The sequence below is a fragment of the Shimia sp. genome (assembly GCF_039969785.1).
Classification (GTDB): Bacteria; Pseudomonadota; Alphaproteobacteria; order Rhodobacterales; family Rhodobacteraceae; genus Shimia.
The window spans coordinates 57,982-82,394 of sequence record NZ_JBDVNC010000034.1; the positions used below are offsets into that span (position 1 = coordinate 57,982).

Annotated in this window: 25 protein-coding genes; 10 read left to right on the top strand and 15 right to left on the bottom strand. The window is 57.5% G+C overall.

Annotated elements, in window-relative coordinates; genetic code table 11:
• Nucleotides 1–63: 63 nt before the first annotated feature.
• From ABJI08_RS15885 to ABJI08_RS15925, 9 genes are all read right to left on the bottom strand, one after another.
• Nucleotides 64–513 carry an acyl-CoA thioesterase gene (locus ABJI08_RS15885; RefSeq protein WP_348402826.1) on the bottom strand — a complete coding sequence of 150 codons (450 nt, stop codon included), beginning with the start codon at nucleotides 511–513 and terminating at the stop codon, nucleotides 64–66.
• Between the two features lie 2 nt (nucleotides 514–515).
• On the bottom strand, nucleotides 516–1,706 hold the full coding sequence (gene boxA, locus ABJI08_RS15890) for a benzoyl-CoA 2,3-epoxidase subunit BoxA (RefSeq protein WP_348402827.1): 1,191 nt from the start codon (nucleotides 1,704–1,706) through the stop codon (nucleotides 516–518).
• The gene (locus tag ABJI08_RS15895; protein WP_348402828.1) at nucleotides 1,703–1,876 is read right to left on the bottom strand and encodes a hypothetical protein; all 174 of its coding nucleotides are present in this window, start codon (nucleotides 1,874–1,876) and stop codon (nucleotides 1,703–1,705) included. The genes boxA and ABJI08_RS15895 overlap by 4 nt, the downstream gene beginning before the upstream one ends.
• Nucleotides 1,877–1,961: 85 nt before the next feature.
• Complete coding sequence (gene boxB / locus ABJI08_RS15900; RefSeq protein WP_348402829.1) at nucleotides 1,962–3,413, bottom strand: benzoyl-CoA 2,3-epoxidase subunit BoxB; 1,452 nt, start codon at nucleotides 3,411–3,413, stop codon at nucleotides 1,962–1,964.
• Between the two features lie 60 nt (nucleotides 3,414–3,473).
• The gene (gene boxC, locus ABJI08_RS15905) at nucleotides 3,474–5,135 is read right to left on the bottom strand and encodes a 2,3-epoxybenzoyl-CoA dihydrolase (protein WP_348402830.1); all 1,662 of its coding nucleotides are present in this window, start codon (nucleotides 5,133–5,135) and stop codon (nucleotides 3,474–3,476) included.
• A gap of 176 nt (nucleotides 5,136–5,311) precedes the next feature.
• Nucleotides 5,312–5,734: a DUF309 domain-containing protein gene (locus ABJI08_RS15910; RefSeq protein WP_348402831.1), complete on the bottom strand. Its 423-nt coding sequence runs from the start codon at nucleotides 5,732–5,734 to the stop codon at nucleotides 5,312–5,314.
• Complete coding sequence (locus ABJI08_RS15915) at nucleotides 5,731–6,537, bottom strand: alpha/beta hydrolase (protein ID WP_348402832.1); 807 nt, start codon at nucleotides 6,535–6,537, stop codon at nucleotides 5,731–5,733. Before ABJI08_RS15915 ends, ABJI08_RS15910 begins: the two co-directional genes overlap by 4 nt.
• On the bottom strand, nucleotides 6,534–8,087 hold the full coding sequence (locus ABJI08_RS15920; protein WP_348402833.1) for a benzoate-CoA ligase family protein: 1,554 nt from the start codon (nucleotides 8,085–8,087) through the stop codon (nucleotides 6,534–6,536). The genes ABJI08_RS15915 and ABJI08_RS15920 overlap by 4 nt, the downstream gene beginning before the upstream one ends.
• Nucleotides 8,088–8,357: 270 nt before the next feature.
• Nucleotides 8,358–9,401: a TRAP transporter substrate-binding protein gene (locus tag ABJI08_RS15925; protein WP_348402834.1), complete on the bottom strand. Its 1,044-nt coding sequence runs from the start codon at nucleotides 9,399–9,401 to the stop codon at nucleotides 8,358–8,360.
• A 426-nt stretch (nucleotides 9,402–9,827) separates the two neighbouring features.
• On the opposite strand from ABJI08_RS15925, the gene ABJI08_RS15930 reads away from it, so the two are divergent.
• The 3 genes from ABJI08_RS15930 to ABJI08_RS15940 are packed head-to-tail and all read left to right on the top strand — an operon-like array spanning nucleotide 9,828 to nucleotide 12,051.
• Complete coding sequence (locus ABJI08_RS15930; protein WP_348402835.1) at nucleotides 9,828–10,532, top strand: ABC transporter permease; 705 nt, start codon at nucleotides 9,828–9,830, stop codon at nucleotides 10,530–10,532.
• Nucleotides 10,526–11,245, top strand: coding sequence for an ATP-binding cassette domain-containing protein (locus ABJI08_RS15935; RefSeq protein ID WP_348402836.1), 720 nt, complete (start codon nucleotides 10,526–10,528; stop codon nucleotides 11,243–11,245). The genes ABJI08_RS15930 and ABJI08_RS15935 overlap by 7 nt, the downstream gene beginning before the upstream one ends.
• On the top strand, nucleotides 11,242–12,051 hold the full coding sequence (locus ABJI08_RS15940) for a substrate-binding domain-containing protein (RefSeq protein WP_348402837.1): 810 nt from the start codon (nucleotides 11,242–11,244) through the stop codon (nucleotides 12,049–12,051). The genes ABJI08_RS15935 and ABJI08_RS15940 overlap by 4 nt, the downstream gene beginning before the upstream one ends.
• Nucleotides 12,052–12,082: 31 nt before the next feature.
• Here the strand turns inward: ABJI08_RS15940 and ABJI08_RS15945 are convergent, their stop codons facing one another.
• The 5 genes from ABJI08_RS15945 to ABJI08_RS15965 form a co-directional block, all read right to left on the bottom strand.
• Nucleotides 12,083–12,823: a sulfite exporter TauE/SafE family protein gene (locus ABJI08_RS15945; RefSeq protein WP_348402838.1), complete on the bottom strand. Its 741-nt coding sequence runs from the start codon at nucleotides 12,821–12,823 to the stop codon at nucleotides 12,083–12,085.
• Nucleotides 12,824–13,051: 228 nt separating this feature from the next.
• A complete protein-coding gene (locus ABJI08_RS15950) occupies nucleotides 13,052–13,531 on the bottom strand; it encodes a DUF6505 family protein (protein WP_348402839.1) in 480 nt (159 codons plus the stop codon).
• Nucleotides 13,532–13,533: 2 nt separating this feature from the next.
• On the bottom strand, nucleotides 13,534–14,259 hold the full coding sequence (locus tag ABJI08_RS15955; protein ID WP_348402840.1) for a DUF4444 domain-containing protein: 726 nt from the start codon (nucleotides 14,257–14,259) through the stop codon (nucleotides 13,534–13,536).
• On the bottom strand, nucleotides 14,256–15,320 hold the full coding sequence (locus ABJI08_RS15960) for an Mrp/NBP35 family ATP-binding protein (protein WP_348402841.1): 1,065 nt from the start codon (nucleotides 15,318–15,320) through the stop codon (nucleotides 14,256–14,258). The genes ABJI08_RS15955 and ABJI08_RS15960 overlap by 4 nt, the downstream gene beginning before the upstream one ends.
• Nucleotides 15,321–15,521, bottom strand: a complete 201-nt coding sequence (locus tag ABJI08_RS15965; RefSeq protein ID WP_348402842.1) for a DUF6494 family protein — start codon at nucleotides 15,519–15,521, stop codon at nucleotides 15,321–15,323.
• A gap of 191 nt (nucleotides 15,522–15,712) precedes the next feature.
• Here ABJI08_RS15965 and ABJI08_RS15970 point away from each other — a divergent pair, with 191 nt between their 5' ends.
• Nucleotides 15,713–16,384 carry a hypothetical protein gene (locus ABJI08_RS15970; RefSeq protein ID WP_348402843.1) on the top strand — a complete coding sequence of 224 codons (672 nt, stop codon included), beginning with the start codon at nucleotides 15,713–15,715 and terminating at the stop codon, nucleotides 16,382–16,384.
• On the opposite strand, the gene ABJI08_RS15975 is transcribed toward ABJI08_RS15970, so the two are convergent.
• A complete protein-coding gene (locus ABJI08_RS15975) occupies nucleotides 16,378–18,339 on the bottom strand; it encodes a 4Fe-4S binding protein (RefSeq protein WP_348402844.1) in 1,962 nt (653 codons plus the stop codon). The genes ABJI08_RS15970 and ABJI08_RS15975 overlap by 7 nt on opposite strands.
• Before the next feature lie 330 nt (nucleotides 18,340–18,669).
• On the opposite strand from ABJI08_RS15975, the gene ABJI08_RS15980 reads away from it, so the two are divergent.
• From ABJI08_RS15980 to fdh3B, 6 genes are all read left to right on the top strand, one after another.
• Nucleotides 18,670–19,227 (top strand): DUF3305 domain-containing protein, encoded by a 558-nt coding sequence (locus ABJI08_RS15980; protein WP_348402845.1) that lies wholly within the window; start codon nucleotides 18,670–18,672, stop codon nucleotides 19,225–19,227.
• Entirely contained in the window at nucleotides 19,224–19,883 is a 660-nt protein-coding gene (locus ABJI08_RS15985) for a DUF3306 domain-containing protein (protein WP_348402846.1), read from the top strand. Before ABJI08_RS15980 ends, ABJI08_RS15985 begins: the two co-directional genes overlap by 4 nt.
• Nucleotides 19,880–20,488 carry a molecular chaperone TorD family protein gene (locus ABJI08_RS15990; RefSeq protein WP_348402847.1) on the top strand — a complete coding sequence of 203 codons (609 nt, stop codon included), beginning with the start codon at nucleotides 19,880–19,882 and terminating at the stop codon, nucleotides 20,486–20,488. Before ABJI08_RS15985 ends, ABJI08_RS15990 begins: the two co-directional genes overlap by 4 nt.
• A 49-nt stretch (nucleotides 20,489–20,537) precedes the next feature.
• Nucleotides 20,538–20,732 carry a twin-arginine translocation signal domain-containing protein gene (locus ABJI08_RS15995; protein WP_348402848.1) on the top strand — a complete coding sequence of 65 codons (195 nt, stop codon included), beginning with the start codon at nucleotides 20,538–20,540 and terminating at the stop codon, nucleotides 20,730–20,732.
• A 108-nt stretch (nucleotides 20,733–20,840) separates the two neighbouring features.
• Complete coding sequence (locus tag ABJI08_RS16000) at nucleotides 20,841–23,735, top strand: formate dehydrogenase subunit alpha (RefSeq protein ID WP_348402849.1); 2,895 nt, start codon at nucleotides 20,841–20,843, stop codon at nucleotides 23,733–23,735.
• Between the two features lie 12 nt (nucleotides 23,736–23,747).
• The gene (fdh3B, locus tag ABJI08_RS16005) at nucleotides 23,748–24,341 is read left to right on the top strand and encodes a formate dehydrogenase FDH3 subunit beta (RefSeq protein ID WP_348402850.1); all 594 of its coding nucleotides are present in this window, start codon (nucleotides 23,748–23,750) and stop codon (nucleotides 24,339–24,341) included.
• Nucleotides 24,342–24,413: the final 72 nt, after the last annotated feature.

A 24,413-nucleotide genomic window follows, 5' to 3' on the forward strand; every position in this document is an offset into this window, starting at 1 on the left:
ATTAGCGCGATTTTACGGTCTGATCAATTGTTTAAGCGCAAACATTGACAAAATGCTGCAATATCATGCGCCAGACGGCGGGATCAGCGGTGTGACCATCGCCCGGATGTCGTCGGGCACGGCCTGTTTGCGGAATTCTGCAGCCACGATGAACACACATACAAACTCGCCAGAGAAACACAAGCCACCATCCTGGCGGCCCAGCACCCGAAACCGGATCGAGCTTTGGCCAAGCCGGATCGGGTCGACCTGACACATTAGCCTGTGGCGCGGCGTGATCGGGGCGTGGAAATCCAGTGACATATGCACAAAGGGTGTGCCAACATTGCGATCCAGTTCCATCTGAAACCAGCCATCCCCGCCCAAATGTTCCTCCCACCAGGCATTGATCGCATCCAATGCAAACCACGGAATGCGCGCGGTATAGGCGATTTTGGCCGGGTCACAATCGCCCCACGTCACGCGGACTTCATGTTCGAAATGCGGGACACCGCCGTCCTCAGCAGGGCTCATGTTCAATACGTCTCCACGTGATAACGCCCTTCGTCGCGCATGGAATCTCGCAAGGCCGCCCACGGCGTGCCGATGCTTTCCGCAATGTTGGTCAGGGTTTTTTCCACCCCTTCCTCCATACCGCGCAGCCCGCAAATATAGATGTGGGTTTTTGGATCGGACAGCAGGTCTGCAATCGCCTCTTGTTCGACCATCATCCGGTCCTGAACGTATTCTTTTGGCGCGCCGGGGATGCGGGAAAACACCATATGGGTGCGCAGCAAAGAGGCAGGCAATTTGTTCAGGGGGCCAAAATACGGCAGGGAATCCGGGGAACGCGCACCAAAGAACATCGTCATACCGCCGGATTTGTTCCCAACGGTCCGCTCGCGCCGCATGGTAAACGCGCGCATCGGGGCCGAGCCTGTTCCGGTACAGACCATCAAAAGCCGCGCCTGCGGGTCTTCGGGCAAGAGGAAGGTCGAGCCAAACGGGCCGGTCACCATCACCTCGTCACCGGGTTTCAGGTCGCAAATATAGTTAGAGGCAATCCCGCGGTCTTCGCGTTTCACGGTCAGCGACACATTGCCAAAGTTCTCACGCTCGCCGTCGCGTGGGCTGGACACTGAATAAAGCCGGGGCAGGTGGGCGTTCCCATCCGCGTCAGTGCCCGGTGGGATGATCCCGATAGTTTGCCCTTCGAGCACAGGAAAGGTCTGCCCCTGAAAGGTCAGGATGATGTGACGAATATCGGTTTCGCTGTCGGCGGCGGTCAGTCGGAAATTGCCCTGTACATTGGCCCTGGCCGGTTTGCCCAGCGTATACATGTTGATCGTCGGCCTGGCGGCACTTGCCGGTGCCCGCGCTTTGCCGCCTGCGCCCTTGTGCGCGTCTTCCAGCAATGCGGCAATGGCCGGGTCCAGCGCCTCGGCGTCGCCGTCTGTGGATGCCGCACCAATTTCCTGCTGCTCAGGCAGTTCTTCCCAACCATATTGATCGTCCAGCGCATAAGGCGTTTCAACAACACGCCATTCGTCAATCGACCCGGTCGGGCACACCGGAATGCAATCCATGCAAGAGTCGCAGGTGTCGGGGTCAACGACGACATTGTTGTCGTCATGCTGGATCGCGCCAATCGGACACGTCATTTCGCACGTGTAACACCGAATGCAAATTTCCGGGTCAATCAGGTGCTGCTTAAAGGGCTGGTTCATGTATCGCGCGTTTTGGACAAGATGGTGTCAGGCAAGGTGATCGCCTCGATCAACGCGTTGCACAAACCCCGACAATCCGTGCAGCCTATGCAAGGGCCTGTCAGACAGGCAATTTCGCGCGAAATCGAGCTGGTCTGGTGGGTTGGGGTTGTTGAACGAGTAATAGGCATCCGTCCTCTCCTGAGATTGGGGGGCTGGTGAAGGGTGCGATCCGGACAGCATAACGTACCCGGATCATACCGTGTTTGATCCTGATCACGCCATATGAAGTTTCACATACTCGAAATCGCCGGGTTTGTTGTCGATCCCTACCTTGGGCGGATTGATCCAGCTGGCGTATTTTCCAGGCTCGGTCACCGGTTTCATCAATGACTGAATGAAATCACCATCCGCATGTGTGGTGAGCCAATCCGGCAATCCCGCATCATATTCAGCACCGCTGACAATCTTGCCATCCGGGTTGAAATTGTGCCCGGAAAACACCCCGATTTTGCGGTTAAAGCTTTCGTGCGGCAGCTTCAGCTCAAACTCGATCCCTATCTTGGCGATGATCTTGTTCCAGCGCCCAACGCCGCCAGCCGCATCGCGGGTGTAATCGTCGCGCAGCCGCATATTGATTGCAGTCAGAGCAGGCACTTCTTTTTGCACCGCTTTGCCGTCTTCCATATCCCAGACCACATAGGTGTCCTGTGTCAGAAGGTGGTCGTCGTCGATCCGATTTTCCTGATACCGGCCTTTGATACCCGCGTTGAACGCGTTGGCAGCATTGGTCGACACTTCCTGCCCAAACAGGTCCAGACTGAGCGTGTAGTGCAGGTTCAGCTTTTTCTGGATTGTGGGCAGATCAATGACGCCCAGGTCGCGGATTTTGTTGGTGTCATACGGGTCAGTGATGCCGTTTTCTTTCATCACCTGACAGGTGCGCTCAATTGTGCGACCAACCCCGGTTTCGCCAACGAACATATGATGCGCTTCTTCGGTCAGCATAAAGCGGCAGGTGCGGCTGAGCGGGTCAAAGCCCGACTGCGCCAGCGATTCCAACTGCATCTTGCCGTCCCGGTCGGTGAAATAGGTGAACATAAAAAACGACAGCCAATCGGGCGTTTCTTCGTTGAACGCGCCCAACATGCGCGGTGCCTCCTCGGAGCCCGAAGACCGGCGCAGCATGTCGTCGGCCTCTTCCCGACCGTCACGGCCAAAATATTTCTGCAAAAGGTAAACCATCGCCCAAAGGTGGCGGCCCTCTTCAACGTTCACCTGAAACAAGTTGCGCATGTCGTAAAGTGATGGGGCGGTCAGACCGAGAAAGCGCTGTTGCTCGACAGAGCCTGGTTCCGTGTCGCCCTGGATCACGATCAGACGTTTCATCAGGTTGCGGTATTCGCCGGGAACCTCTTGCCATGCGGCTTGCCCTTTGTGCTCGCCACATGGGATGGTGCGCCCTTCCACTTCGGGTGCAAGCAAGACACCCCAGCGGTATTCGGGCATTTTCACATAATCAAATTTGGCCCAGCCTTTTGGGTCGACGCTGACAGCGGTGCGCAGATAGACCATCGATTGCTGAAACTGCTGTGGGATCAGGTCGTTCCACCAATTGATGTAACCCGGGTGCCATTTTTCAAGCGCTTTCAACACTTTTTTATCCGAAGACAAACCTACGTTGTTGGGGATTTGCGTATCGTAACTCACATTAATCAGATCAAGCATTCTATTCCTCCTGCGACCCCTCGTAGGTCGGACAATATTGTCCGACCTACCTTCAGGTCTTCACACACGTTCCATGTTGTATTTGCCGCGCACGCCCGTCCCATAGCGCTTCAGCGCACCTTCGGATCCCACCGCGTTGGGGCGGTTGAAAATCCAGTTTTGCCACGCGGTCAGGCGGCCAAAAATCCGGGTTTCCATCGTCTCTGGTCCGGCAAAGCGCAGGTTCGCCTCCATACCGGTCATGGCATCCGGGCTGAACGACGCCCGCTCCTCCATAAAGATGCGAATTTCGTCGTCCCAATCGATGTCATCGAGAATTTCTGTTACCAGCCCCAGCGCGTCGGCGTCTTCGGCTTCCAGCGCAGATCCAGTTTTTACCTTCGCGGCAGTCACGCTTTCAGGTTCGCCAAGAAACCGCGTTTCCAGCCGCGTCAGATCATTACCCATTGGCATGGGCCCAAAGTTCGCCGGGCTTAGCGTGATGGTGGCCAGTGGTCGATTGTCGCCCTCAAACTCATCTTCCATCATGTACGAACGATCCACGGAAAACAGCAGCTCGGCCAGGATGCCTGCGAAACAGGATCCGTGTTCGACCAGCGCAACCATAGAGCGCGAAGTGACATCTACCCGCTTCAAAATTCGCTTCCAATACTGCAGCACTTCGTTGGCCAGCCAGTGCCCCGCATTGTCCAGCAACAACGTTTCATGGGCCAGAAATGTCTCGGGGGCGCCTTGGGTTCGAAACACCAGCAGCCCCAGATCCATCTCGTTCAGGCGCAAATGCAGAATAGCGTCGTCCAGTTCGCGGGCCAATCGCAGCATATAGGCTTCGGCCCCTTGCGCGGTGAATGCATCCATATCCGCAGGCGCGTCCATATCTGGTCCGTGCAACGTAATCGTCGCACTGCGCGCCGCGCGATCCATGACCACTTCGACCAGTGAATAGGTTACAGACCCATTGTCACCAAAGTCCCGGTTCAGTGGGGGCAAGGCAATCCCCTGGGCGACATCAGCCTTGGGCGAAGCCGTCGCAAATTCCACCGCGCGCTCCGCGACAGTGGCGTCAAATGTCGCGTTCGAAATCACCTCGTCGACCAGCCGCCACTCTTTGGCGCGTTTGCCGCGTACGCCTTCTTCGATGGTACAGAATATGTCAGCCCTATCCCGGCGCACTTTGCGTTTGTCAGTCACTCGGGTCAGCCCGCCTGTGCCCGGCAGCACAGCCAAAAGCGGCACTTCGGGCAAGGCCACTGAGGACGCGCTGTCATCGGTCAGCATGATGTGGTTGCACGCCAGCGCCAGCTCGTATCCGCCGCCAGCACAGGCGCCTTTTACGGCTGCCATATATTTCTGACCTGAATCCGCTTCGGCAGCCTCAAACGTGTTGCGGGTTTCGTTGGTGAATTTGCAGAAATTGACCTTATGCCCATGCGCGGCCCCACCCAGCATGCGAATATTCGCCCCGGCGCAAAACACGCGGTCCTTGGCGGATTTCATCACCACAACCTTGACCTCGGGATGCTCAAACCGCATGCGCTGCACAACATCGGCCAGCTCGATATCCACACCAAGATCGTATGAGTTCAGCTTAAGCTGATAGCCGTCAAACAAGCCGCCATTTTCATCGACATCCATAATCAGGTTGGCCACGGGCCCATCATATTCCACCCGCCAGTGTCGATACTGTGAGGGGTCGGTCTGAAAGTCGATCAGCTTGGTCATCGCGCGTTTCCTTCATGCCATGCGTCACAGTGCACGATAATGCCAAGTGTTGAGTCGGTAAAGCTATTTAGTGCACAATAATGCGAGTGTTGGGGGTGTTTTGTAGTGAATTCGGGTGGAGAGGCGCAAATTATGAGTAAAAACTGCATTATAAAGCATAAAAATTATGCTCATCGCTACTGACTTCCAAAAACGCTGTTCCACAGCCTGCTGACGTCGGAACGCGATATTCCGAGAATCACGGCCTCCTCTTCAGTTCCCTCCACAAACAGCAATTCCCGCGCCATTTCTGCAAGTCGCGCCACAGCGTTTTCGCGTCCCATGCGACGCTTTAATCCGGCATTGGCCAGTTGGATCAATCCCTGCACCAATGCCCTCTCCCGTGATCCCGGCGGCAATCCCATCCAGATCGGCTCCAGCAACTCATGCGCTTCCCAGAAATATCCCTCTTGTATAAAGGCATGCGCCAGCCGCCACCGCTCAGATGCTTCGATATCGTCTAACGAAAAGCCAAACCGGTCAAACAGACCCGCGTCATGGCGGGCGGTTTCGCCCGGTACATAGACATGCGGCGGGCGCCAGTCGGGTGCGACCGTCATGCGGTTTCAATCCGGATCAACCGCGCGCAATAGTCTGTTATTGCCGCCAGTACGGCATCCGGATGATCCTGATGTGGCGCGTGCCGGCAATTGACCAGAACAACCACATCCACAGGGGCATAAGAACGTTCTTCAACTTCGCGGACCTGCGCCAGCGTGCCATACTGATCGTCGCGTCCCTGGATGACAAGTGTCGGAATGCGCAGGTAGTCGATCACCTCACCCACATGCCAATCGCGAAATTCCGGGTTCAACCAGGCCGCGTTCCAGCCGCAAAAGGCGACCTCGGGATTGGCGTGATATTTGCCCATCCGATCCCGTAAATTGGTGGTTTCCCAAGCCTGTCTGGCGCGCTCAATCTCTTGCAATCCCATAGGTTCGGTAAAGAAATGCGGTGCCATCAGAATCAGTCCGCGCACCCGGTAATCGGCGACCCGACCGGCATATTCCGCCGCAATCGTCGCGCCGTCGGAATGCCCCATCAGGATGACCGGACCGGGTCCAATGGCATCAAGAACGTCCGGCAGCACATCAACCGCCTCGGCCGTCATGTAATCCACAGGGCGGGGCAGGGTCGCGGCATCTGATTGCCCATATCCGGCCCGGGAATAGGCCAGCACAGGCAGCCCGGTTGCTGCGGCGATCCGGGTCGGAAAATCCCGCCACAACGCCACGCATCCCAGACCTTCGTGCAGCATGACAATCACCGGACCCTCACCCGGTTCTGGTCCCCAACAGGCCCATTCCAACGCAGCCCCGCCTGCCACCAAACGCCCGTTTCCGGCCGCCCAGTTCAGCGTCACTCTGCAGCACTCCGCAGCTTAAATCGTTGAATCTTGCCTGTTGCGGTCTTGGGCAAATCATCGACAACCGACACCCAGCGCGGATATTTCCACATGCCGATCTTGTCTTTGACGAAATCCTTCAGGCTTTGCGCGTCGGGCGTATCAACACCGTCTTTCAGCACCACAAACGCCGCCGGTTTGATCAGGTCCTCACTGTCGGCGCGCGCAACCACCGCTGCTTCGAGAATACCGGGGTATTCGATCAGTGTCTGTTCCACTTCAAACGGGCTGACCCAAATGCCCGAGACCTTGAACATGTCATCCGTGCGCCCGCAATAGACATACCGCCCGGACTCGTCCCGTTCATATTTGTCGCCTGTGCGGGTCCAATGGCCTTCGAATGTCGACATGCTTTTGTCGCGCCGGTTCCAATACCCCTCGGCGCTGGACGGGCCGCGCACCAACAGCTCGCCCACTTCACCTTCGCCGACATCTTCGTCATGCTCGTCCACCAGCCGCACTTCGTAGCCCGGCACCGCCAACCCGGACGTGCCATAGGCAATGTCGCCCGGACGATTGGACAAAAAGATGTGCAACATTTCGGTCGAGCCAACGCCGTCTACAATCTCGCATTGCCACAATTTTTCCCAGCGCTCTCCGATGTCACGCGGCAAGGCTTCTCCGGCGCTGGTGCAGACCCGAACCGAATGATCCGGGGGCGTGCCGCGCGATTCCTGCTCGGCGACAACAGCAGCGAACAAGGTTGGTACGCCGCAGAAAATTGTCGGCTTTTCCTGCGCCAGAATGTTCAGCACACCATCCGGCGTCGGACGCCCGCCCAGTATGACGGTGGTCGCGCCAACTGCCATCGGAAAAGACACGGCGTTGCCCAGCCCATAGGCAAAGAACATCTTGGCCACTGAAAACATCGTATCATCTTCGGTGACACCCAGCACCTGTGCGCCAAACGTGTCTGACGTGGCTTTGAGGCTGGAATGCACGTGCCGCACGCCCTTGGGCGCGCCTGTTGACCCTGAACTATACAGCCAGAACGCCAGTTCATCCGCATTGGCATGCACGGTTTCGATGGGGTCTGCCCCCTTGGTGAAGGCGTTATAGCTTTCCGTGCCGTCCGGCGCAGTTCCAATCACCAACACAGCGCGCAGAGTTGTGTTGTCCGCAATGGCGGGTTTCACCGTGTCCCAAAGTTGTTCAGACACCACCAAAACCGATGCGCGGCTGTCGTTGAGAATGGTTTCATACACAGGCGCGGCCAGCAACGTGTTCAAAGGCACCGGCACCGCACCCGCCTTCATCGCTCCCCAGAAAATCACCGGAAATTCGATCTGGTCGCGCACAATCATCGCGATGCGTTCTTCACGGCGCACCCCGTGTTTCAGCAACGCGCCACCAAACCGCGCCGCCTCTTCCGCCAGACGGCCATAGGTCAGACTGCGCTTTGCGCCATCTGCCTCGCGAAAGGCAACTTTGTCGGAGCGCCCTTCACTCAGATGACGGTCGACAAAATACAGAACCGCATTTTGATTGTCTGGTTGACTGTCTGGCATCGATGATCCTCCCGCGCGCATCGCCACCGCTTTGGGTGGCCTCTCACCGTGACAATGTCCTCCCAGACCCGGTGAGTCGTTCATGCTTAATAATGCATATTGTTTGGCGTCATGGCAGAAAAATTTTTGGAAAAGATGCAAAAAAGTGCAATATTCGACCTTTTGCAGGTCCTTCTCACCAAGGCAAGCCCGGATGCGATACCCAGCGCCACAACGCAAAAGGGCCGCAGCGTTGGCTGCGGCCCCTCGGGTCATGCAAGACGTGTGGTCTTACATGTTGTTCTTTTTATACTCTTCCATGAGCATTTTGGCTTCGTCGATCATCGCCTGACCATCAAGGCCACGCTTCTCCATGTCAGCGATCCAGGTGTCGTAGATGGGTTGCACAACAGTGCCCCATTCTGCGGCATCTACCTCGGAAACGGTGACGATGTTGTTGCCACGCTTCACAGCCAGCTCACGTGCCGGGCCGTCTGAATCTGACTGAGTGCCACCAGCAAAGACCGAAAACTCCAGACCGGAGTTCTTATCAACTGCGGCTTTCTGGTCGTCCGACAGGGCGTCGTAACGGGCTTTGTTCATCGCCAGCACAAAGGTCAGCGTATAAAGCGCGTTGCCTTCGAACTCGGTGTGATTGTCTACCAGCTCAGGCACTTTCAGCGCTGCGGTCACTTCCCATGGAATGGTGGTGCCGTCGATCACACCTTTGGACAGGCCTTCGGGAACTGCCGGAACCGGCATGCCAACAGGTGTCGCGCCGGTGAGTTTCAACAGTTCGTTCACCAAGCGCGAACCGCCGCGAATTTTCATGCCTTCCAGATCGGATGGCTTGGTCACGGCTTTGTTGGTGTGGAACATGCCCGGTCCGTGCACCCATGTGCCCAGAATGTGCACGTTCTTGAACTCGGTGTCCTTCATGTGGGCGTCGAACATTTTCCAATAGGCATAAGACGCCGCGCGGGCATCTTCGACCATAAAGGGCAGTTCGAACACTTCGGTCGATGGATAGCGACCGGGTGTATACCCGACAACCGTCCAGACAATGTCGGCAACGCCGTCAATCGCCTGATCCATCAGCTCTGGTGGTTTCCCGCCCAGCTGCATCGACGGATAACGCTCAACTTTGATTGAGCCGCCCGAGTCCTTCTCGACCGCGTCGGCCCAGACATCAAGGATCAGCTTAGGTACGTTGGCTTGTGGTGGCAGGAACTGATGCATACGCAGCGTCACGTCCTCCGCCATGGCCGCGCCTGCGGTCAGCGCTGCTGCAGCAACCCCACCGATAAGATTCAGAATAGTTCTGCGACTGGTCATGACTACCTCCCAAATGACCTTTGGCAATATAATGCCAATTTATTGCACAATGTGCATAATAATGCCAAGCTCAATTTCATTCTTTCTTGTCCTGGCACTACATTTCCCGTCCGCTCAGTCACCAAATCGCGGAACCTTGGTTCGCGCAAGTGGCAATACGCCTTTCTGATTGACTGACCCAAAAATCAATACTGCGCGCCCAAACGGACAAATTGACGATTGCCACATTGGGCGCAGAGACATTTTGGCCAGTTTCATCCGCCCCCGACAAAGGGGCACGCATTTTTCTGACATCCCCTTGTCAAACCAAAAAAATGTAACGATCAAGACTAAACGACCAAATAATTCGGCGCGCCGGATGGTCGAAAATCACGCGTTGGGCTGCAGGAATCGCAGTCCCTAATTTAGGACGGTCAGTCAAAGAGTATGAACGAAATTCTGGAAGGTCTGCGGCAAGCGGCCCACCTCATCGTCACTCTGGATCGGGATCTCATCGAGATTTCGTTGCGCTCGCTTCGCGTAACTCTAACGGCTGTCGCGGTTGCATCAGCCATCGGTCTGCCGCTGGGATGCTGGCTGGCTGTACGCCGGTTTCGCTATCGTCGCATTGTGATTGCCACAATGAACGCGCTGATGGGACTGCCGCCTGTGGTGGTGGGGCTGATTGTATATCTGCTGTTGTCGCGGTCCGGTCCGTTTGGGGTCTTTGGCCTTCTGTTCACACCCACGGCCATGATTATTGCACAGGTTATCATCCTGACGCCGCTGATTGCTTCGATCTCGCATCAGGCGATTCGAGAGCTTTGGGCGGAATATCATGATCTACTGATCTCTCTGAACACCACACGTCGTCAGCGCATCACCACTTTGCTCTGGGATGGGCGCCGCGCGCTGTTGACCGCTGCGCTGGCCGGATTTGGACGCGGCATTGGCGAGGTCGGCGCAATCATGATCGTCGGGGGCAATATCGACAACGCCACCCGCGTGCTGACCACAGCCATCGCTTTGGAAACCGGCAAGGGCAACTTTTCGCTCGCACTGGCGCTGGGCTTTGTGCTGATCGGTCTCGCCATTCTGGTCAATCTGATCATCCACAGCCTGTCCCGAACCGAGGTCAGCGACAGATGGTGAGCCCATGCATTCTTCCCCTTGAAGTGACCGACGCCATTGTCAGACGGCGTAGCAAAGTGTTGGTGGGGCCGGTCTCACTCAGCGTCGGGCCATCCGGTCTGACCGTGGTCATGGGCCCTAACGGGGCTGGCAAAAGCACACTGTTGCGCCTGTTGCACGGTATGGAACGCGTGTCGCGCGGGACCATGCATTGGCAGGTGCCCGAGGAAGAGGCCCGAAAGCGTCAGTCTTTTGTTTTTCAGACCCCGATTATGATGCGCCGGTCCGCGCTCGATAATGTGGCTTATCCGCTGATCATCCATGGCACGCCGCGCAAACAGGCGCGCGACACCGCCGCACAATGGCTTGACCGGGTGGGGCTGTCGGACTCTGCCGGTAAACTGGCCACGGTTCTGTCTGGTGGCGAACGCCAGAAACTGGCGCTGGCCCGGGCGCTGATCCGCGACCCGGAAATCCTGTTTCTGGACGAACCCTGTGCCAATCTTGATGGCCGGGCCACACGTGAATTCGAAGAACTGGTGCAGGCGGCCCATGAAAATGGGACCCGCATCGTGATGGCCACGCATGACATCGGTCAGGCCCGGCGCCTGGCCCGGGACGTGTGGTTCATCTATCGCGGTCAACTGCATGAGGCCGCCCCGGCGGATCAGTTCTTTTCCACCCCAACCACCCCCGAAGCGCGCGCCTTTATTCAGGGAGATATCGTAGAATGAACTGGAAGACCCTGCTTGCCGCTGCAGCGATGACGCTGACAGGACTGGCGGCCCAGGCCGACGACATGAAAGTGGCGGTGACCACATCGTTTCACAATTCCGGGCTGGCCGAGGTGCTGTTGCCCGAAATTCAAAAAGACCTTGGGCTTGAGGTCCAGCTCTTGGTTGTTGGCACCGGTCAGGCGATCCGCCTTGGCGAAGCGGGCGATGTCGACGCCATTCTGGTGCACTCCCAAAAGGCCGAGGACAAATTCATCGCCGGTGGCAATGGCACGCATCGGACCGAGATCATGTATAATGACTTTGTCTTGATCGGCCCGTCCGCCGATCCTGCGGGGATCACAGACGCAGATTCTGCGGCTGCGGCCCTGACCATGATTGCGTCCGCCAAGTCCCCCTTTGTCAGCCGCGGCGACGACAGTGGCACGCATAAGAAAGAGGCGTCTCTATGGGCAGCGGCGGGGATCGATGATGCTGCGCGTGATGTCGCTTGGTACAAGGCCGCTGGCGCCGGGATGGGCGCATCGTTAAACACGGCGTCAGGCATGAACGCCTATATCATGTCCGACCGGGCGAGCTGGCTGAAGTTCGGCAACAAGGGCGATCTGGCGCTGCTCTTTTCCGGTGATCCGGTGCTGTTCAACCAATATGCCTATTTGCCGGTGAACTCTGCCAAACACGGACATGTCAAAAATGACCTCGCCGCGCAGCTCGAAGCATGGCTAATCAGCGACCGCGCAAAAGACCTGATCAACGGCTACACGCTAAACGGCGAAGTGTTATTTACATTCAACGCCGCGCGCTAACTCAACAGGGCTTGCGTCAGCGCAAGCCCTGTCAGGAAAAGACCGCCTCATAAACCAGCTTGCATGACACCAACGCCAACGCGATCTCGATCAACGCAAAGAATATCTTCTCAGGCAGAACGCGTGACAACGTAGCACCGCTCCACGCGCCAAAAAGCGCCATCGGTGCCAGCCACAATGCCTGCCCGGTCGATTCCCAGGTAATCTGGCCAGCCAGAATATAGGGCGGCACTTTTAGCAGGTTCACGATGGTAAAGAATATCGTGGTTGTGCCCAGATACACCATCTTGTCGAGCTTTTGAGGCAGTACATAGTTCTGATACGGGGGGCCGCCCGCGTGCGAGATATAGCTCGTGATCCCGGTCAACGTTCCCCAGAAGATGCCGCGCGGTACATCCGCAGGACGGGCCGCAATTTCCTTTTTGGAGAACCGTTTCCGCATCGCATTGGCAAGATAGTAAAATCCAATGGCCGCAACCAAAAGTTTAACCGCTTCGACAGGCACATGTGAAACCGCCAGAAAGCCAATCAGAACCCCCGCGATTGCTCCTGGAATAAGTATCTTCAGGTTCCGCACGGATATCGCTTTGCGGAACAGGTAAATCGCATAGCAATCCGCGACAACATAGATGGGTAGTAGCAAACCCGCCGCCTTGGCCGGGTCCATGTACAGCGACATCAGCGGTACGGACAAAACCGCGATCATCGGAATGCCACCTTTGGACAATCCCATAAGATAGGCGGCCAACCCCGCAATAAACCAATACGTCATTTGATGTCTCCGCACTGCGCGTATTGGGGTGCTCTATACGGCGCACCGCAGGGCCGCAATACGCGAACGAGCAACGCCCGCGGTATTCATACCCGGAAACAGACAAACGGGACCGATGCAATACCGACGTATTGCCGACGGGCTGCCGAAGCCAAAAATCCCTTAAAATAGGGCCATTAATCAACGATTCGCCAAAACAGGCGCAACATCAGCGCCCGTTGCTCATCTCTAGCTATCTGGTGTGGCGTGTATGGCGAACTGTTCCAATTCGGCTTCTGCCGGCTTTATGGCTCGAAACTGTTCCCTGACACCGGCCTCGGACAACTCACGCGCGACGGTCAGCAAAGTATTGGGATCATGCTCAGCGCAAAGCTCGGCCATATGGCGCAGCTCTTCACGTGCCACGGGCAGGGCAGCCTCCACCGAAGGTGCGCCGTATATATTGACAAAATGCTGCGCCACAGCCTGTTCCAGTGCAGCCATCTCGCTGTCTTCTATGGCCGTGACCGCCACAAACGTGACCCGGCCAAACGTCTCCACCCCCAGCCAGCCATTGGCAAAGGCCTGACGTGCTTTTCCGGTCAGATCGGCATCGGACCAGTTTGAAAACTCAAACCCGCCGCTTATGGCCCATTCACCGGTCCGGGCCGGGTTGAAAAATACCCGCTGATCGCTCTCGTCAAAATGAATGGCGCGTGCCAGCAACATGACTACTCTCCCTTGTCCAACAGCCTGCTTAATGAAAGCAGGCGTGTCTCATTTTCGGTCCTCAGCAAGGCGCCGAACACTTCGTCCACACCAACGAAAAGGCCTGTTTCTTCAGTGCCTTGAATGGTCCACGACACGTCTTCTCCCATGTCTCTTCCCAAACCGCGCCATTCTTCGCTCAGCGGCTTCATCCCGTCTTCTTCCATCCGGTTCACCCAGACCAAAGTGTGTCGCACCCACGCGCTCAAAAGGTCCTCTGGCGCGACGTCAACACAGCCTTCTTCATACAGACATGTCTGCCCCGGCGCGCTGCCCGGTGCTTCGGGATCCGGTGGGATCAGGGGGATGTTCAGCCCGACGACAATCCAGTCAGGAACCGCCGCTTCATCAGTATCAGAGGCGGCGATTCTAAGCTGGCCGCAGGCCGCGCCGTTGACAAAAATACCGCCAGTCCAACCCAGATGCACAGCCACCTCAGGCGGTGCCAATGCCCCCAGTGCATTCTGAAATCCGATGCCGCAGGCGATCAACACCGGCATCGCCTCGCGCAGGGCAACTTCGGGGGCAAACACAATCGCCGCGCGCAACTGGTCGGCCGCCAGATTGTAAACCACCAACCCCGCATCACACCCCATGATCGCCTGCGTTTGCGCCTTTGCGAAAGGGTCGGCCATACCGCTTAGGGCAAGCCCTTCAAACAATGGTGGGAATTGCGGGGGGTTGGTCATGCAACCCCCTCTGTGACAAGCGTTTTCGCCAGCGCTCTGAACGCCTGCGCTTGTGCAGATGTCGGGTCTGACACCACAATCGGCGCACCACCGTCAGCGGCCACACGAATGTTCATCGACAAAGGGATTTCAGCCATCAACGGCACGCCAAGTTTCTCTGCCTCTGCTGCGACGCCGCCATGGCCAAACATATGCTCTTCGTGACCGCAGTTTGAACAGATATGGGTGCTCATGTTTTCGATCATGCCGATGATGGGCGTGCCCAATTTCTCAAACATATTGATACCCTTACGCGCATCCAGCAACGCAATGTCCTGAGGGGTCGAGACCACGATTGCCCCGTTCAGTTCGGCCTTTTGCGCCAGTGTCATCTGAACGTCGCCAGTGCCCGGCGGCAAATCAACGATCAGCACATCCAACGCGCCCCACTGCACCTGATTGAGCATTTGCTGCAAGGCGCCCATCAGCATTGGACCCCGCCAGACAACGGCCTCTTCCTCGCGCGTCATCAGGCCGATGGACATCATCGTAACACCGTGATTCCGCATCGGCAAAATCGTCTTACCATCCGGGCTTGACGGGCGACCGCTCACGCCAAGCATGCGTGGCTGAGACGGGCCATAAACATCTGCATCCAGCAAGCCCACGCGCCGACCTTCGGCGGCCAGCGCGGCGGCAAGGTTGGCCGAGATGGTTGATTTTCCAACACCACCTTTGCCCGACGCCACTGCAATTATCCGGTCAATACCCGGGATTTTTTGCGGCCCCTGAGGTTCGGCAGGACGCGACGCTTTAAGGTCCGGTGGGGCTTTGGGAGACGAATGCGCGGTCATCACAACGGACACGGATCTGACCCCGTCCAGCGCATTCAGACGATCCTCTGCATCGTCTTTGACGGGTTGCAGAACCTGCGCATGTGCCGGGTCGATTTCCATCACGAACCGGACTTCGCCATCGTCAATATTCAGCGCCCGCACCATACCGCTGGCCACCAGATCAGACCCCGAGACCGGATCGGTCAACCCTTTGAGAACCTCCAGAACCTGTTCACGCGTTGCCATTCAGGACCGCCCCGCGATCTTGCCGGTCACGACATGTTCAAAGTCCAGGCCATTAATGGTCAGAACCACCTTTGCGTCGAACTCCTTGCCCGCAGTTTCATCCGACCCGGCGCTGCGCATCGCGTCCTCGATTGCTTGCTGGGAAGTCACGCCAACCTGCTTCAGGAACTTACGCATTGTCATGTTAAAGTCTTCGCTCATTTGATTGCCCTTATGCGAATATTCGTCTCTGTTTCAGCCCAAAAAGGCCCCGGTTGACGCTGATCCAGAACCGGGCCTAGGTTTGTAGCATGCAAACCATTCGCCCATTTCATCGCCTCTGCGCGCCAGTTTTTTGTATCTTTGCCGTTGTTTTCCTGACAGTCGCGGAAAGCCGCGCGCAGGGCAAGACCATGACTTTGTCTGCTCCGGATGCCATGCAGGAAAACGGATTTCTCAAATTCGTCCTGCCGCGTTTTATGTTGAAACATGGCATACGCATTACCCCGGTTTCTGCGACAGAGACCGCTGACGCCGCCCTTGTTTCGCCCGGTGACAGACCGGCATTTTCTGATGGGCAAACCATCTATGGGCTGTCGGTGAAACCGGGCAATCCACATGCCGAAAAATTTGCGGACTGGCTGACGTCGGGCATCGGCTTGCGCACGATTCTGAGCTTCAAAGTTGACGGACAGGCCGTGTATTCGGAACCTGTCGCGGTCGAACAGATTGTCGTTGCGCCTGATCTGTCGGGGGATGCGATGCGTGGTATGGATGCATCTTTGCGGGCCTGTGGGCGATGCCACGTCGTGGGCGACATCAACCGCATGGCCGGGATCGGGTCGACGCCGTCTTTTGCCGTGCTGCGGTCGCTGGGCAACTGGCAGGAACGGTTTGAAAGCTTCTACGTGCTGAACCCGCATCCTGCCTTTACCGTCATTCCCGACGTTACCTTGCCATTTGATCAGGCCCGACCGCCCCCAATCAGCCCGGTCACAGTGACGCTGGACGAGTTGGAAGACATCGTGGCCTATGTCGCTGACATGGCGCCAGCCGATCTGGGAGCTCCGATCCTGCATCAGTGATCACGACGTTTGGACAGGTAGTCTTCGGTGGTGCGCACGGCGGGCTTGTCGGCCCCTGCAAACGGATTGTTTGTCTGGTGAAACTGCGCGTTTACGCGGCAATCGTCACACATGCGGATCATGCGTGCGGCGTCGGATGTGGCAAACATCGCGTGTTTGCCTTCCAACTTTTCAACGATGCGTTCGATGGTTGATTTGACCCCAAATGGCGTGCCGCATTCGACACAATCAAACGGCTCCTCCTCGTGCACAATCTGCTGGGTGAAAACGGTGTCAGATGTGTCGAACTGCGGACGCAACGAAATCGCATTCTCCGGGCAGACCTGCACACACAATCCGCATTGCAGACAGGCATCTTCCTGAAACCGCAACTGCGGCATGTCCGGGTTGTCGCCCAACGCACCGGACGGGCACAGCGATGCACAGGACAGGCACAGCGTACACGCATCCTTGTCGACCTGAACCGCGCCGTAAGGGGAGGATTCGGGCAATGGGACTGGCGCTTCAAGTTCAGGTTGCAGGGCCTTCACGGCCAACCGCGTCACCTGACGACGTGTGCCCAATGGCAGAATTGGCGTGATCTCAGCGACCGGAGCAATGGCGGCATACAGCTGGTCGCACAATGCCGCGGGCTCCCACGGTTCGATGATGCGCAAATTGGCGTCTTGTCCGCCCAGAGCCTGCGCCAGGGCCAGTTCGCTGCGCAGGGCGTCCGCCTCGGTGTTGGGAGAGATCAGAATGTCGACGGCGACAAACCCACACGCCAACGCCGCGAGCATTTCGGCATGGCCAAATCCAGACACACGCTCCAGATCCATTGGGATCACATCTGCTGGCAACCCTCGTTCAAATCGCGCGGCCAGGGAAATGATCTCGGCGCCATAATCCCGGTCGTGCACCAACAGCCGTGGCGCGGTGCCTGCCGCGTTGCGATATGCTTCGGCCAGTCCCGCGATGCGCTGGTACACAAACGCAACCGGCGGATCGTCATATGTAATTGCACCAGACGGGCACAATGCCGCGCAGGATCCACAGCCCGCACAGATCGATGGGTCGATATCCACGTGGTCGCCATCCGGTCGGATTGCAGAGGTTGGACAAATATCAAGACACTTGCTGCATCCGGTTTGTACGGCTCGGGAATGGGCGCAGATTGTTGGGTTCAGGTTCAGGTAAAGCGGTTTTTCGAATGTGCCGATCAGATGGGATGCATCCAGCACGGCCTTTTGCACCGCCTCTGGACGGTTTGGGTCGGCCCGCAGATAGCCTTCTCTTTTTTCCGGGGCTGGGAACAAAGGCGCGTCGCGGCGCAGGTCCAGAATAATGTCGCAAGACGTTTGCCCGCCGTCACGCGGTGCGCCAAAATTCAACGCACCCCGGCCACCGGGTTCAACCTGCTGCAACGCGTCGATGCGCACAACAAAATGGCCCAGCGCGCCCTGCGCTGATTTTAGCTGGCCAGCGATCACGTCAAACCCGCGTTCAAGTGGCATTTCAGCGCCTTGCTCCAACAGCACTGTGACCCCCAGATGTTCTTTGAGCTGTTGTGCAGCGGCCAATGCGACCTCGGCGGGACCAAGGATCAGACACAGCCCTTCTGAGGCAATTTCAAACGTTTTGGCGGGCGGTGCATCACGCAGTGCATCGGCCACCAGAGCGGCCATTTTGGCCCCTGCGTTGGCGGCGTCATCAGACCATCCCGCCCGGTCGCGCAGATCGACAAATTGCGGCTCCGGAATCTCCAGATCAGCCGCCAGCTCGGTGAAGAACTCACGCTCTTGCTGGCAGGCGATTATGGCGTCACCCTTGGCAATTGCCGCCGCCGCCTGAGAGTTGTCGTGGGTGCAAAGACCAGAATGGATTTTTGAGCAGGTCACGCCTTCCAGCGTTGCAATTGTGTCTGGATCAAGCGTCGCACTTTCCATACAATTGCATAAAATCAACGATTTAGACATGTAATTTCCCCACTCCTCGGGCGGCTGCCCATTTGGATGCACGGCCCAGAAATGCAGAATTTTCGCGCCGCGTAAACCCCTGCGGCCTACAGTGATTCGCTGATTCGGCGGGAGAAGATTCCAAGGGTTTCACTAAGGAAACCGGGATAGTGGACATTCTGTCCGGGACTGGATGAATGCCTGATTGTGATCTCCCAAATTGTCCAGTTTTTGCCTGAAATTTCCGCAAGGGTGCAAATTCCTTTGGCATTCCGTCGCATCGGACAGATCATCAATCCACGCGTCGTTAACTGAACTGCAACTGCGCCGTCGGGAGGAGAATTCGCTAATATGCGGCAAGCGCCGGTCTCATTGCCATTGGGCATCGTGATCCGACGAACCCCATCGGTCAGCCGTTGGGCGCGTTGGACGTGGAAGGCCGTCGGGGTTCTGCCCGGTGCTGCTCAGGCGGATTGGCAGGTGCTGCGACAGGAAGGTGACGCCGTCGAATATCATGCTGCGACGGTTCCGCTTGAGCTTTGGCATACCGACACCGAAGCGTATCTGAACGGGTTGTCAGCGCGGGCACCGTCAATCGGCGTTGTGATGCGCGAAACAGCCGATGCTGACACCGAACAGCCGTATGAAATTCTGCTCGCCACCGCGTCCCCTTACGAATTTCAGGATTACGCCGACAGCGGCGAAGAAATCGTTGAACTTGTTCCGATGCCCGAAGGTCTGATTGCGCTGATCCGCGATTTTGTCGAAAAGCATCACGAAGACGAGGTTTTTGTGAAGCGTCGTCGCGACAAAAAGCATGTTGATCTGGTCGAAGACGGCAAAGGCGATCCAAGGGTTTCGCAATTGTCCGACGTGTATCGTGCGCCGCGCACCGGGAGGGTCAATTGAGCCGTTCCCCGGATCACAAGGCGCCTGATTTCTGGGCGCGCCGAAAAGCAGGTGTCGCTGCCGAGGCCGTGGCCGAAGCGCGCGCCGTTGAACAGGCCGAGCAGGCGTCCGCACAGGCTGTGTTGGAAGAAAAGTCCGACGCGGAGATTTTGGCGGAACTGGATTTGCCGGACCCGGACACGCTGCAGGAAGGCGATGATTTCTCGGTCTTTCTGGCCAAAGCAGTGCCCGAACGCATCCGGCGGCGGGCGCTGCGCAAACTGTGGCTGTCCAATCCGATATTGGCGAATGTCGACGAGCTAGTCGATTATGGCGAAGACTTCACCGACAGCGCCATGGTGATCGAAGGCATGCAAACCACCTATCAAGTTGGAAAAGGCATGCTGAAACACGTCGAAGAGATGGCGCGGCAGGCCGAGCTGGAAGCTCAGGATGAGCTGGTTGCCAATGTGGATGACGACCCGGTTGAAGACCCTGAAACAGTTGTCGCGGACGCGACGCCTGACGATCTGTTGCCAGCGCCAACCGCCGCGCTTGCTCCGGAAGAACCATCCTTTGAACCTGAACCAGAGCCCGAGCAGGTGCCAGCCCCACGCCGGCGCATGCGGTTCGATTTTGCCGGTGATCCCGGCCAGACTGCAACGGAGACGTCATGACCGACGCTGCCCCTGAACTTCAGATCGCCGAAGAAGACGCGCTGCGCGCCGATCTCTATGACTTTTTGTCCGCGCTTTTGTCAGGCCCGCCCGACAAATCAATGCTGTCCCGTGCCGCTGGCCTGAGCGGTGATGACAGTGCGCTTGGCCAGGCTGTGGCGACCATGGCGCGCATCGCCCGGGCGACCAACGAAAAGGCTGTTGAACGTGAATTCAACGCGTTGTTCATCGGATTGTCGCGGGGTGAATTGATGCCCTATGCCAGCTACTATCTGACCGGGTTTCTGAACGAAAAACCACTGGCAGCGTTGCGCGGTGACATGGCAGCCCTGCGGATCACGCGCGCGCCCAACGTATATGAACCCGAAGACAATATCGCCAGCCTGTTAGAAATGATGGCGGGTATGATCCGGGGTCGCTTTGGCGACCCGGTGCCAGTGGCCCGGCAAAAAGACTTTTTCTTCAAACATATCGCACCGTGGGCCGAGCATTTCTTTTCGGACCTCGAAGTTGCGCAAAACTCGGTGCTTTACGCACCTGTCGGCACCGTCGGCAAAGCGTTTCTCGACATTGAAACACAAGCGTTCCGCATGGGGGCGGAGTGACGTTCCATCAAACTGCCGGACCCCGACCGGCCACAAAAAGGAGGAAGCAATGAGCAAAACAGCCGAAGACACCGGATCATCCCGGCGCGACTTTCTAAAGCTCGCCGCGACCGCAGCCCCGGCTGCAGCCGCCGTTGCCGTCATGGCACCGCAAAGCAGCGAGGCCCAACCGGCTGATCTGTCCAGCGACAAGATGCAGGACACCGCGCATACCCGCGCCTACTACGAAACCGCCCGGTTCTGACCGGTCGGTGATACCCGCCCCCGACCACCGGTTGCGTGACGCCCACCGGTCGGGTTTTCAAAATCTAACCCAGCCACCCCGTCAAAAAGGGGAGCAAGGGAGGGAACAATGCTTAGGAAAAAGACCAACGGGGTTGCGCGACGCCCCCAGCGGACAAGTATCCTGTCTGCGGCAGCTGAAAAAGCTGTCGACCGTCGGACATTCCTGCGTGGATCAGGGCTCGCTATTGGCGGCCTGGCTGCGATCGGGGCCACCGGCGGCACGGTGACACAAGCGCAGGCGCAAGATGCTGCCGGCGCTGCTGTGGACACCGTAAAATCTGTTTGTACACACTGCTCTGTCGGCTGCACGGTTGTGGCCGAAGTCAAGAATGGTGTCTGGGTCGGGCAAGAGCCCGGTTGGGACAGCCCGTTCAACCTTGGTGCCCATTGCGCCAAAGGTGCCTCGGTGCGCGAACATGCGCATGGTGAGCGCCGTCTCAAATACCCGATGAAAAAAGAGGGTGGAGAGTGGAAGCGTATCAGCTGGGAACAGGCGATCAACGAGATCGGCGACGGCATGATGAAGATCCGCGACGAGAGCGGACCTGACAGCGTTTATTGGCTGGGTTCAGCCAAACACAACAATGAACAAGCCTACTTGTTCCGCAAATTCGCCGCCTATTGGGGCACGAATAACGTGGACCATCAGGCCCGGATTTGTCACTCGACCACGGTTGCCGGTGTTGCCAATACATGGGGCTACGGCGCCATGACCAACAGCTACAACGACATCCACAATTCCAAGGCGATCTTTATCATTGGCGGCAACCCGGCCGAAGCGCACCCTGTGTCGCTTTTGCATGTCCTGCGCGCCAAAGAGATGAACAACGCGCCGTTGATCGTGTGTGACCCGCGCTTTACGCGCACCGCAGCACATGCCGACGAATATGTGCGGTTCCGTCCGGGCACGGACGTCGCGCTGGTCTGGGGTCTTTTGTACCACATCTTTGAAAACGGCTGGGAGGACAAAGAGTTCATCCGTACCCGTGTGTGGGGCATGGATCAGATCCGCGAAGAAGTGCGCAAATGGACCCCTGAAGAAGTGGAGCGCGTCACTGGCACGCCCGGTTCTCAACTGCGCCGCGTTGCGCGTACCCTGGTGAACAACCGTCCCGGTACCGTGATCTGGTGTATGGGTGGGACACAACATACCAATGGTAACAACAACACCCGCGCGTATTGCATCCTGCAACTGGCTCTGGGCAACATGGGTACCAGCGGTGGCGGCACCAACATCTTCCGTGGCCACGACAACGTACAAGGTGCAACCGACCTTGGCGTTCTCAGCCATACTTTGCCGGGCTATTACGGCCTGTCCAAAGGGGCGTGGGCTCACTGGGCACGTGTCTGGGAAGAGGACGGCGAATGGCTGAATGGTCAGTTTGCCAAAACCACAGGGGCTGACGGCAAAGAGAAGTCGCTTCAGAACCTCACCGGTATCCCGGTGTCGCGCTGGATCGATGGCGTGCTGGAAGACCCCGAGAACATGGACAACCCCGACACAGTGCGGGCCATGGTGCTTTGGGGGCATGCGCCCAACTCGCAGACTCGCGGCAAGGAAATGAAGACTGCGATGGAGAAGCTGGACATGCTGGTCGTGGTTGACCCGTATCCCACCGTCTCGGCTGTCATGCAGGACCGCACCGACGGGGTTTACCTGTTGCCCGCCTGTACGCAGTTCGAAACACGTGGCTCTGTCACGGCGTCGAACCGGTCGTTCCAGTGGCGTGACAAGATTGTGGCTCCGTTGTTTGAATCCAAGCCTGACCATGAAATCATGGGCATGTTCGCCAACAAATTCGGCTGGGCAGATCGTTTCTTCCGCAATATCGAGATGGAAGACGAGAACACACCGAATGTTGAAAGCGTAACCCGCGAGTTCAACAAGGGGCTTTGGACCATTGGCTATACCGGGCAGTCGCCCGAGCGTCTCAAGATGCACATGGCCAACCAGCACACCTTTGACCGCACAACGTTGCAGGCCATCGGGGGGCCCGCTGATGGAGACTATTACGGTCTTCCATGGCCATGTTGGGGCACCGCCGAGATGAACCATCCCGGCACACCCAACCTTTATGACATGTCCAAACGTGTCTCAGAAGGTGGCCTGACATTCCGCGCCCGTTTCGGCGTAGAGCGTGATGGCGATAACCTTCTGGCCGAAGGTGTTGCCAGCCTCGATTCTGAAATTCAGGACGGGTATCCCGAGTTCACCATGCAGATGCTGATGGACCTTGGGTGGGATGGCGACCTGACGGACGAGGAACGCGCGTCAATCGACGCGGTTGCGGGTCCCAAGACCAACTGGAAAACCGACCTGTCCGGCGGTATCCAGCGGGTGGCGATCAAGCACGAATGTGCGCCCTTTGGGAATGCCAAGGCGCGGGCCGTCGTGTGGACCTTCCCTGATCCGGTGCCTGTGCACCGCGAGCCGCTTTATACCCCGCGGCGCGATCTGGTCGCGGATTATCCCACCTACGAAGACCGCAAGTTCTATCGCTTGCCCACCATGTATGCTTCGATCCAAAAGCAGGATTTCAGCAAAGACTACCCGATGATTCTGACATCAGGCCGTCTGGTTGAATACGAAGGTGGCGGTGAAGAAACCCGGTCCAATCCCTGGCTGGCCGAGCTGCAACAGGACATGTTCGTCGAGATTAATCCGCGTGACGCGAATAATCTCGGGGTGCGTGACCGGGCGCAGGTCTGGGTCGAAGGGGCCGAAGGGGCCAAGGTCAAAGTGATGGCCATGGTGACAAACCGGGTCGGCGAAGGCGTTGCCTTTATGCCGTTCCACTTTGGCGGCCATTTCGAGGGCAAGGACCTGAGGGACAAATACCCTTCTGGTGCTGATCCCTATGTGCTGGGTGAAGCCAGTAACACGGCACAAACCTATGGCTATGACAGCGTGACCCAGATGCAGGAGACCAAGTGTACTCTCTGCAAAATCTGGGCAGCATAAGGAGAAAGAGAAATGGCACGAAGTAAGTTTCTCTGCGATGCCGAGCGCTGCATTGAGTGCAATGCCTGTGTCACGGCCTGTAAGAACGAGCACGAGGTGCCCTGGGGCATCAACCGGCGCCGCGTTGTAACAATCAACGACGGCAACCCGGGTGAGCGTTCGATCTCGGTGGCCTGTATGCATTGCTCAGATGCGCCTTGTATGGCCGTCTGTCCTGTGGACTGTTTTTACCAGACCGAAGAAGGTGTGGTTTTGCATTCCAAGGATCTGTGCATTGGCTGTGGCTATTGCTTCTATGCGTGCCCGTTTGGCGCGCCGCAATATCCGCAAGCTGGCAACTTTGGCTCACGTGGCAAAATGGACAAATGTACATTCTGCGCGGGCGGTCCCGAGGAAAACCACTCCACTGCTGAATTCGCCAAATACGGGCGCAACCGGATCGCAGAAGGCAAACTGCCGCTCTGCGCCGAGATGTGTTCTACCAAGGCGCTTTTGGCGGGTGACGGCGACGTGGTTTCGGCCATCTACCGCGAACGTGTGGTGGCCCGTGGCTTTGGCTCTGGTGCTTGGGGCTGGGGTACAGCCTACGAGCAAAAGGGCGGCTAAACCTGTCTGATGGACACCCCGGCGGCGGTCCAGATCGCCGCCGGACCCATTTTGCTTTTGCCGGACTCAGTG

Excerpts from the sequence above, each read along its gene's own strand:
- ABJI08_RS15975 (WP_348402844.1), bottom strand. The coding sequence starts at position 18,339 with ATGTCTAAATCGTTGATTTTATGCAATTGTATGGAAAGTGCGACGCTT.
- ABJI08_RS15945 (WP_348402838.1), bottom strand. The coding sequence starts at position 12,823 with ATGACGTATTGGTTTATTGCGGGGTTGGCCGCCTATCTTATGGGATTG.
- ABJI08_RS15895 (WP_348402828.1), bottom strand. The coding sequence starts at position 1,876 with ATGCCTATTACTCGTTCAACAACCCCAACCCACCAGACCAGCTCGATT.
- fdh3B (WP_348402850.1), top strand. The coding sequence starts at position 23,748 with ATGGCACGAAGTAAGTTTCTCTGCGATGCCGAGCGCTGCATTGAGTGC.
- ABJI08_RS15990 (WP_348402847.1), top strand. The coding sequence starts at position 19,880 with ATGACCGACGCTGCCCCTGAACTTCAGATCGCCGAAGAAGACGCGCTG.
- ABJI08_RS15925 (WP_348402834.1), bottom strand. The coding sequence starts at position 9,401 with ATGACCAGTCGCAGAACTATTCTGAATCTTATCGGTGGGGTTGCTGCA.
- ABJI08_RS15970 (WP_348402843.1), top strand. The coding sequence starts at position 15,713 with ATGACTTTGTCTGCTCCGGATGCCATGCAGGAAAACGGATTTCTCAAA.
- ABJI08_RS15935 (WP_348402836.1), top strand. The coding sequence starts at position 10,526 with ATGGTGAGCCCATGCATTCTTCCCCTTGAAGTGACCGACGCCATTGTC.
- ABJI08_RS15930 (WP_348402835.1), top strand. The coding sequence starts at position 9,828 with ATGAACGAAATTCTGGAAGGTCTGCGGCAAGCGGCCCACCTCATCGTC.
- boxB (WP_348402829.1), bottom strand. The coding sequence starts at position 3,413 with ATGCTTGATCTGATTAATGTGAGTTACGATACGCAAATCCCCAACAAC.
- ABJI08_RS15955 (WP_348402840.1), bottom strand. The coding sequence starts at position 14,259 with ATGACCAACCCCCCGCAATTCCCACCATTGTTTGAAGGGCTTGCCCTA.
- ABJI08_RS15965 (WP_348402842.1), bottom strand. The coding sequence starts at position 15,521 with ATGAGCGAAGACTTTAACATGACAATGCGTAAGTTCCTGAAGCAGGTT.
- ABJI08_RS15980 (WP_348402845.1), top strand. The coding sequence starts at position 18,670 with ATGCGGCAAGCGCCGGTCTCATTGCCATTGGGCATCGTGATCCGACGA.
- ABJI08_RS15960 (WP_348402841.1), bottom strand. The coding sequence starts at position 15,320 with ATGGCAACGCGTGAACAGGTTCTGGAGGTTCTCAAAGGGTTGACCGAT.
- ABJI08_RS16000 (WP_348402849.1), top strand. The coding sequence starts at position 20,841 with ATGCTTAGGAAAAAGACCAACGGGGTTGCGCGACGCCCCCAGCGGACA.
- ABJI08_RS15940 (WP_348402837.1), top strand. The coding sequence starts at position 11,242 with ATGAACTGGAAGACCCTGCTTGCCGCTGCAGCGATGACGCTGACAGGA.
- boxA (WP_348402827.1), bottom strand. The coding sequence starts at position 1,706 with ATGAACCAGCCCTTTAAGCAGCACCTGATTGACCCGGAAATTTGCATT.
- ABJI08_RS15910 (WP_348402831.1), bottom strand. The coding sequence starts at position 5,734 with ATGACGGTCGCACCCGACTGGCGCCCGCCGCATGTCTATGTACCGGGC.
- ABJI08_RS15920 (WP_348402833.1), bottom strand. The coding sequence starts at position 8,087 with ATGCCAGACAGTCAACCAGACAATCAAAATGCGGTTCTGTATTTTGTC.
- ABJI08_RS15995 (WP_348402848.1), top strand. The coding sequence starts at position 20,538 with ATGAGCAAAACAGCCGAAGACACCGGATCATCCCGGCGCGACTTTCTA.
- boxC (WP_348402830.1), bottom strand. The coding sequence starts at position 5,135 with ATGACCAAGCTGATCGACTTTCAGACCGACCCCTCACAGTATCGACAC.
- ABJI08_RS15885 (WP_348402826.1), bottom strand. The coding sequence starts at position 513 with ATGAGCCCTGCTGAGGACGGCGGTGTCCCGCATTTCGAACATGAAGTC.
- ABJI08_RS15950 (WP_348402839.1), bottom strand. The coding sequence starts at position 13,531 with ATGTTGCTGGCACGCGCCATTCATTTTGACGAGAGCGATCAGCGGGTA.